Source organism: Streptomyces sp. NPDC039609 (assembly GCF_055596705.1).
This window is the reverse complement of record NZ_JBVIUJ010000020.1, coordinates 102,764-109,847: the sequence shown is the minus strand read 5'-3', so window position 1 is coordinate 109,847 and position 7,084 is coordinate 102,764. Positions and strand designations below refer to the sequence as shown.

6 protein-coding genes are annotated in these 7,084 nt (G+C 70.7%); 2 read left to right on the top strand and 4 right to left on the bottom strand.

Features of this window, described 5'->3' with window-relative positions:
- Nucleotides 1-35 precede the first annotated feature (35 nt).
- The gene (locus tag ACZ561_RS38030) at nt 36-986 is read right to left on the bottom strand and encodes an ABC transporter substrate-binding protein (RefSeq protein ID WP_471004362.1); all 951 of its coding nucleotides are present in this window, start codon (nt 984-986) and stop codon (nt 36-38) included.
- Nucleotides 987-1,152: 166 nt separating this feature from the next.
- On the bottom strand, nt 1,153-2,691 hold the full coding sequence (locus ACZ561_RS38025; protein ID WP_471004360.1) for an aminotransferase class I/II-fold pyridoxal phosphate-dependent enzyme: 1,539 nt from the start codon (nt 2,689-2,691) through the stop codon (nt 1,153-1,155).
- 72 nt (nt 2,692-2,763) lie between these two features.
- On the opposite strand from ACZ561_RS38025, the gene ACZ561_RS38020 reads away from it, so the two are divergent.
- Together ACZ561_RS38020 and ACZ561_RS38015 are read left to right on the top strand one after the other, a co-directional pair.
- A complete protein-coding gene (locus ACZ561_RS38020) occupies nt 2,764-3,681 on the top strand; it encodes a LysR family transcriptional regulator (RefSeq protein WP_471004358.1) in 918 nt (305 codons plus the stop codon).
- Nucleotides 3,682-3,815: 134 nt separating this feature from the next.
- Nucleotides 3,816-4,334, top strand: coding sequence for an HAD domain-containing protein (locus ACZ561_RS38015; RefSeq protein WP_471004356.1), 519 nt, complete (start codon nt 3,816-3,818; stop codon nt 4,332-4,334).
- 90 nt (nt 4,335-4,424) lie between these two features.
- On the opposite strand, the gene ACZ561_RS38010 is transcribed toward ACZ561_RS38015, so the two are convergent.
- Nucleotides 4,425-6,029 carry a carboxylesterase/lipase family protein gene (locus ACZ561_RS38010; protein WP_471004354.1) on the bottom strand — a complete coding sequence of 535 codons (1,605 nt, stop codon included), beginning with the start codon at nt 6,027-6,029 and terminating at the stop codon, nt 4,425-4,427.
- A gap of 31 nt (nt 6,030-6,060) precedes the next feature.
- The gene (surE, locus tag ACZ561_RS38005) at nt 6,061-6,999 is read right to left on the bottom strand and encodes a 5'/3'-nucleotidase SurE (protein ID WP_471004352.1); all 939 of its coding nucleotides are present in this window, start codon (nt 6,997-6,999) and stop codon (nt 6,061-6,063) included.
- Nucleotides 7,000-7,084: the final 85 nt, after the last annotated feature.

The window sequence follows — 7,084 nt, the reverse complement described above, 5'->3', positions numbered from 1 at the left end:
GTCACGACGACTGCCCTTCAGTGGTACGCGAGAGGTCAGGAACCGCCGTTGATCTTGGCCGCGGGAATCGCGCCGTCGGCGGCCCCCCACTTGTCCAGGGCGGCCTTGTAGGTGCCGTCCTTGATGATCGCGTCCAGCGCTTCCTTGAGCGCGTCACGCAGCTGGGTGTTCTTCTTGTCGACCGCGATCCCGAACGGGCCGGCCTCGATCTGGTCGCCGACGATCTCGAACGCGTTCCCGCCGTCGGCCTTGAGCGCCAGGTCGAGGGCGACCGGGTAGTCGTTGACTCCCGCGACGGCGCCGCCCGCCTTGACGCGGGTCTGGGCCTCCGCATCGGTCGGGAAGGACTCGATCCTGATGGCGGGCTTTTTGCTCGCCTCGCACTGCTTCGACTGCGTCTTGACGACGTTCTCGAAGGTCGTGCCTCTCTGCACAGCGGCCTTCTTCCCGCAGAGGTCGGTGATGGACTTGATGTGGTGCGGGTTGCCCTTCTGGACGTACACGACGGAGCCCGCGACGAAGTAGTCGACGAAGTCCACGCCGTTGCCGGTCTTCTGGCCCTTGTCGTCCAGACCCTCCTGACGGGCCTTGGTGTCGGTCATCGACGACATGACGATGTCCTGTCGCCCGGAGTTGAGGGAGGTGATGAGGCCGTCGAAAGTGCCGCTGGTGAAGACGAACTTGACGCCGAGCTGCTGGCCGAGAGCGTCGGCGATGTCCGGGTCGACACCGACGATCTTTCCGTTCTCCATGAACTCCATCGGGGCGTACGCGGCGTCCGTACCGACCTTGATCACGCCGGCGACCTGATACTTCTTCGGAAGCTTGGCGAACAGAGGAGCGTCACTCCGTGCGCCACCGGGCTGGGTGCCACCGGAGCTCTGGCCGGCGCCGGTCTGGTCGCCGCAGGCGCCCAGCAGCAGCGTGGCTGTCGTCGCGGCTACGGCGGCGGCGATCGCCTGACGAGTCGGAATGCGTGCGGGCATGGGCGTGCTCTCTCTCGGGGGTGGGTGTGGTGTGCGGAAGGCGGGGGTGGTGCTGGGCGTCCCGGGTAGCCGGGCCGTGTCCGGCGTCTCGGTCGGCCTGGTCGTGCCGGGTGTCCCGGTCGGTCCGAGTGGTGCCCGGTGGCTCGACCGGGTCGTGCCCGGTGGCTCAGTCGGCCTCGGGACGGCTGTGGTCGTGGCCGCTGTCTCCGTCGACGACGCGCAGCCGGGTGACGCCCAGGTCGAGCGCTCCTCGGACATGGCCGTTCGGTGCGGTCGCGGTCTGCTGAAGAAAGCGGACGACCTCGGCGGTGATGACCTCGCCCGGCAGGATGTTGGGGATACCGGGCGGGTACGCGGCCAGCGTGTCCGCGGAGATGCGTCCGACGGCCTGCTCCGCGGGCAGTACCCGGGTCGGGCTCAGGAACGCCTCACGGGCCGTGAGCTTCGCGGGACCGGGCGCGGGCAGCTGCAGCACGGCAGATCGCTCGGTGTCGGATCCCGTGAGCGGGGAGGGCAGGGTGTGCAGCGCTTCGAGGAACCGATCCGTGTCAGGGACGAACCCCGCCCCGATCACGGCGACGATCGCCGCGTCGGTCGCCACCTCGACCATGATCTGGTGGTCCCGGAAGAGCCGACGCCTGGCTTCGTGCCCCGTGATCCCGCCGGCCCGGGTGTCGAGTGCGATCCGCAGCGGATCGGCGCGGACGATGTCGGGGAAGGCGTGGAAGCCATCGCTCACGACACCGAAGCGACCCAACGCGCGCACGACGTTGCGCACCCTGTCCGCGGCCTCGACCGACCCTGAGGTCGCGTCCGCGTCGATGACCAGGCTCCTGCGCGCAAGATCCAGTGACGCGGTCAGCAGGGCACTCGCGCTCGTGGACTGCACCAGCCGGAACGCCCGGTCCACGAGCGGTTCGAGGCGGTCCGCGAACGGGCCTTCGGCCACGTGCAGCATCGCCGACTGAGTCAGGCTGCCACCGAGCTTGTGCGTACTCGAGGTCACCATGTCCGCGCCCAAGGAGAGCGCACTCGCGGGAAGCGCGGGGTGGAAGCCGAAGTGCGAGCCCCATGCTTCGTCGACGATGAGAGGCACCCCAGCGGCATGGGCGGTCTCCGCGATGGCGCGCACATCGGCGACCGCGCCGAAGTAGCTCGGGGACACGATGTACACGGCGGCCACGTCCGGCGTCCGCTCGAGCGCCGCCGCCACGTCCCCGGCGGTCACGCCGTGGGCGATGCCTTGCTCGGGGTCGACGGAGGGCTGGACGAAGACCGCGTCCATGCCCGAGAGCACCAGCCCGTCGATCACGCTGGAGTGCACGCTGCGCTGCACGACGAGCGTGCGGCCCAGCGAGGGGGCCACCATCGAGGCGATCTGATTGCCCTGCGAAGCGCCGTTGGTCAGGAACCAGGTGCGCCGTGCGCCCCAGGCTTCGGCCGCCAGCGCCAGCGCCCTGTCGAGCGGAGTGTCCGGGCCGAGATCGATGCCGTCGAGCAGCGGCGGGAAGTCCAGGGCCGTGATCCGCGAACCGAAGAACCCGGCGAGGTCCGATCCAGGGACCGCGGCATGGCCGGGAACGTTCAGCCTCAGCCAGTCCCGTCCGGCGTGGGCGAGAACCGCCTCGGCGTACGGGGCGGACAGCTGGCCGGAGCCAGGATCAGTGGGGGAGTGGGTGCGGGGAGCGGTCGTTCGCGTGTTCACCCCGGGAGCGTGACACGGCTCCAGTCATTGAGGAATGGTGGACTTTTCGTGACCCCTCCATAGGATCTCTATATGCTCGACGTGAGACATCTCCAGGTACTCCGCTCCATCGCCCAGGAGGGCTCGCTCGCCGCCGCCGGCCGCGCACTGCACTACAGCCAGCCCACGATCACCCACCACCTGGCCTCCCTGGAAGCGCACTTCAACGCCCAGCTCGTCCAGCGTGGACCGCGAGGCGCCACGCTGACCGAGCTCGGCGAAGCCCTGCTGCCGCACGCCGAGGCCGTACTCGACCGTCTGCGCCATGCAGAGCTGGAGGTGCGTAACCTCGCCGAGCGTGGCATGCGCACCATCCACATCGGTACGTTTCCCACGGCCGGGGCCCTGCTGCTGGCACCGGCGGTCAAACGCCTCCACCACCAAGGCGTCCACATCTCGCTCACCGAAGGCGAACTCCCCCTGCTCCTCCGCAGGTTGCGTGCCAGGGAACTCCAGGCCGCCCTCGTGTTCTCCCAGCCCGGCGACCGCCTCGACCTCGAGGAGGAGGTCGAACTCCACCCGCTGCTGTCCGATCCGCTCCTCCTGGTCATGCCGCAGGACCACCCGTGCGCCTCGCTGGGCCAGGTTCCTCTCGCCGAGCTGCGCGACACCGCATGGGTGGGCGCCGCCGACCCGCACGACCCGTGCGACCGCGTCCTGGCATGGGCGTGCGGCCGAGAGGGCTACGAGCCCCTGCACGCGATGCGCACCGACGACTACGCCGTGGTTCAGGGCCTTGTGGCGGCCGGGACGGGCGTGGCCCTCGTCCCCAGGCTCGCCCTGGGAGCACCCCGTCCCGACGTCGTCGTACGCCCCCTGGCCGGACCCGTCCTCGCCCGGGAGATCAGCGTCGCCGTACTGCGCTCGACCTCGGCCAGCGCCGCCCAGGAACTGATCTCGGCGCTACTGGAACAGGCGGCGCTGATCACGGACCGCTGGGCCGCGCCCTGACAGAGGACCGGCGGCATCGCGTCAGGGCGTCCGGCAAGCTGCCGGTGCGGCGGCGGCCTCGCCTCGCCGCAGGCGGCCGCACGGCCCACGCCGTCGCGGCGACACCCGTTGGAATCCATCGCTATCGTGCCCCGGTGACTGGCTCTCCGCAGCGTCCGCTGCTGTTTCTTGATGTCGATGGACCGCTCATCCCTTTCGGCGCGGCATCCGGGCACTATCCGACGTACGTCACCGGACTCGCCCCCGCCTCCGCTGAGAACCCACTCCTGAGCAGGATCGATCCCGACCACGGGCGCCGGCTGGCGGCGCTGCCGTGTGAGGTGGTCTGGGCGACGACATGGATGGGTGACGCGAACGAGTGCATCTGCCCCCGCATCGGTCTGCCGCAGCTGGGCGTCGTGGTCTGGCCGGAGCCTTCCGCCACCGATGCACAGGACGAGCGGGACGGATTGCACTGGAAGACCCGCCCCCTCGTCGAATGGGCGTCGGGGCGCCCGTTCGCCTGGGTCGACGACGAGATCACCGACACGGATCGGGCCTGGGTCGCCACCCATCACCGAGGACACGCCCTGCTTCATCGCGTCGATCCCCGCCGTGGTCTGACCGATGGAGACTACGCAGTTCTCGACTCCTGGCTGCGGCAGCCGTCCTGACGCGAGGAGGAGCACCCGGACCGAGCGACGTGAACGACGCCGGGCCACCGCACACCGACAGGTGTGCGGTGGCCCGGCCCCGTAGCGGAGTTACAGCGGTGGACGAGTCGTTCGGGTCCGCCAGAAACCGCACTGGTGGTCCGTCGCGAAAGACGAACTCGTCCGCGTCGACGTGGGGTTCAGTGAGAGGACCGTCCCGCTCCCGGTCGCGGGCCAGACCGTCTGCCCCGGTACCGTCGGCGTACCGAAGCGGGCGAAGGCACCCCAGTAGCGCTTCATCCGCGTCGCGAGTGCCACCTGGACCTGGGTCAACGGCCGGTCGCCCGCCGTGAAGTCGTGCAGATACGCCAGCTCGGCACTGTGCGCGTTCGACATGTCGAGCCCCGGAACCTGCGCACCCGCGAGCGTCGGCGAGGCCGGGTCGTCGAACTCGTAGGCGTACGTCGGCACTTGTGCGGCGAAGAGCTGCGCCGTCCACGCGGTGTGGCAGGCGAAGGAGGAGTCGGTCATGACCGCCGACAGCGCCAGATACGGCGAGCCGAACGCCGAGACCGGATAGCGGGCGAGCACCTCCGGGCCCGCCGCACCGTACGCCGCCAGGATCTGTGCCTCGTACTCCGCCTCCGTCAGCCGCGGCTGCGTCAGTGCCACGAACAGCCGCGACTCGGAGCGGGTGCTCCCGATCATCACCGGCACCTTGTTCCACTTCCCGCTGCCGATCGCGGCGGCCGGATCCACCGGCAGCAGCCCGTCACCCGAGGCCGGTCCCGAGGTCGGCAGTGTGCGTGCCGCCTCGATCAGCGCCGCCGCCGGGGCGGCGCGCAGGCATGCGACGATCGTGGCCGGATCGGCGCAGCCCGCCCGCCCGGCGAACTCCCGAGCCTGCGCCTCGGCCCGCGCACTGTCGGGTGTACCGATCAGGGTGCACGGCCCGCTCTGCAACACGGCGCGGTGGAACAGCCCGGTCGCCGAGGGCGCCGCGAGAAGCCCGCAGACCGAACCGCTGCCGGCCGACTGCCCGGAGACCGTCACGTTGGCGGGGTTCCCTCCGAACGCCGCGATGTTCTCCCGTGTCCAGCGCAGCGCCTGGATCTGGTCCAGCAGACCGAAGGAGCCGGTGCGCCGGGCGTTCTCCCGGGCGAGTTCGGGCAGAGCGAGGTAACCGAGCTGTCCCAGGCGGTAGTTGATGCTGACGACCACACTGTTCGTGAGGTCGGCCGTCGTCCGGCCGCCGAACTGGGTGCCGGTGCCCTGGCTGTACGCACCCCCGTGGATCCACAGGATCACCGGCAGCCGGGCTCCCGCCCTGGCCCCCTTGGGGCGGTACACGTCCAGGTAGAGGCAGTCCTCGCTGACGGCTGTCGGGTCCGCGATGCCGAACGGCGAGAACTGCACACAGGCCGGCGCCTGGCGGGTCGCCTCCCGTGCTCCGCTCCATCGGCGCGGCTCACGCGGTGCCCCCAGCCGGGCCTCCCCGACCGGCGGCGCCGCGTAGGGAACCCCGAGGAACTCCTGTGCCCCGTCGTGGTTCCGGCCGCGCAGCGTGCCCTGCCCGACGGTGACCACGGGCCGTGCGGACGTACCCGCCGAAGCGGAAGCCGTGGCCGGGACCGCCGATGCGAGCAGTGCCACCAGTGCGAGCGCCGTACCGAGCAGGGGTCTTGCCGAAGTGGGCCGCTTGCCGGGCCGCTTCATCCGTCCTCCTGAGTGGGCCGATGGAGAGCGGTCACGGACGCAGACCGGAGAGGAGGGCAGCGGTGACGGCGTGGTCGGCGGGCCCGGTGTTCCAGTTGGCACTCATCGGGCTGACGGCGATCCGGCCCGCGCTGACCGCTTCCACGTCTCCACCCTTCGCCGCCGGACGCATGTCGACGGTCACGTCGACCTTCCAGGTGCCGTCGCCGGAGTCGGTGAAGTTCGGTTCGAGGATCGTCTGCGGATCCTGGAACGTGGTCGACACCCCGGCGGCGGTGCCCTTGCCGTCGGCGCCGACGACCGGGTGGTTCACGTTCAGCCCGACGCCCTTGGGGAGCAGCGGCCCGGACTTCGCCTGTGTACGCAGCCGGTCGATGAGCTTGACGGCGAAGTCGAGCGTCGGGCCCATCGCGTTGACGGTGGTGACCGGATCGGGCACCGAGAGGCCGCCCGTGCTCAGGGCGATGGCGGGTACGCCGGACTCCACCGCCACGACGGCGCCGCCGACCGTGCCGGAGTGGCTGGCGAGACCGGCCACGTTCGGCCCGAAGTTGGTGCCGGACACCACCAGGTCGGGGGCACGGCCCTCGAACACCTCAGAGAGGCCGAAGGCCACCGAGTCGCCGGGGCTGCCGTCGACGGCCCACACCTTCGGCACGGGGTGCTTCACCGTGATCGTGGGGGCGTTCGACATCTTGGTACCGCTGCCGCTCTGGTTGGTGAGCGGGGCGACGATGGTGACGTCGTGCCCGGCGGCGGTCAGCCGCTCGAACGCCTTGCGGATGCCCGGCGCGTTGTAGCCGTCGTCGTTGGTGAGCAGGATCCGCAGCGGAGCGGCGGTCGCTGCGGGGGCCGCGGGGGCCGCGGGGGCCGGTGCGGTCCGGGGCGAGGCGACCGCGGGCGCCGTACCCACGAGGGCCGCGGTGCACAGGATCAGCATGGCCGGCGGCAGAACTCGCTTGCGTCTCACAGGAGGCTCCTAGGAATTGGGAGGCAGGGGGGTGAGGGTGTGGTGGCGCGAGAGTGGTGTTCCGCGAGGGTGTGGTGGCGCGATG

Coding starts and splice junctions, on each gene's coding strand:
- ACZ561_RS38020 (WP_471004358.1), top strand. CDS start 2,764: ATGCTCGACGTGAGACATCTCCAGGTACTCCGCTCCATCGCCCAGGAG.
- ACZ561_RS38030 (WP_471004362.1), bottom strand. CDS start 986: ATGCCCGCACGCATTCCGACTCGTCAGGCGATCGCCGCCGCCGTAGCC.
- ACZ561_RS38010 (WP_471004354.1), bottom strand. CDS start 6,029: ATGAAGCGGCCCGGCAAGCGGCCCACTTCGGCAAGACCCCTGCTCGGT.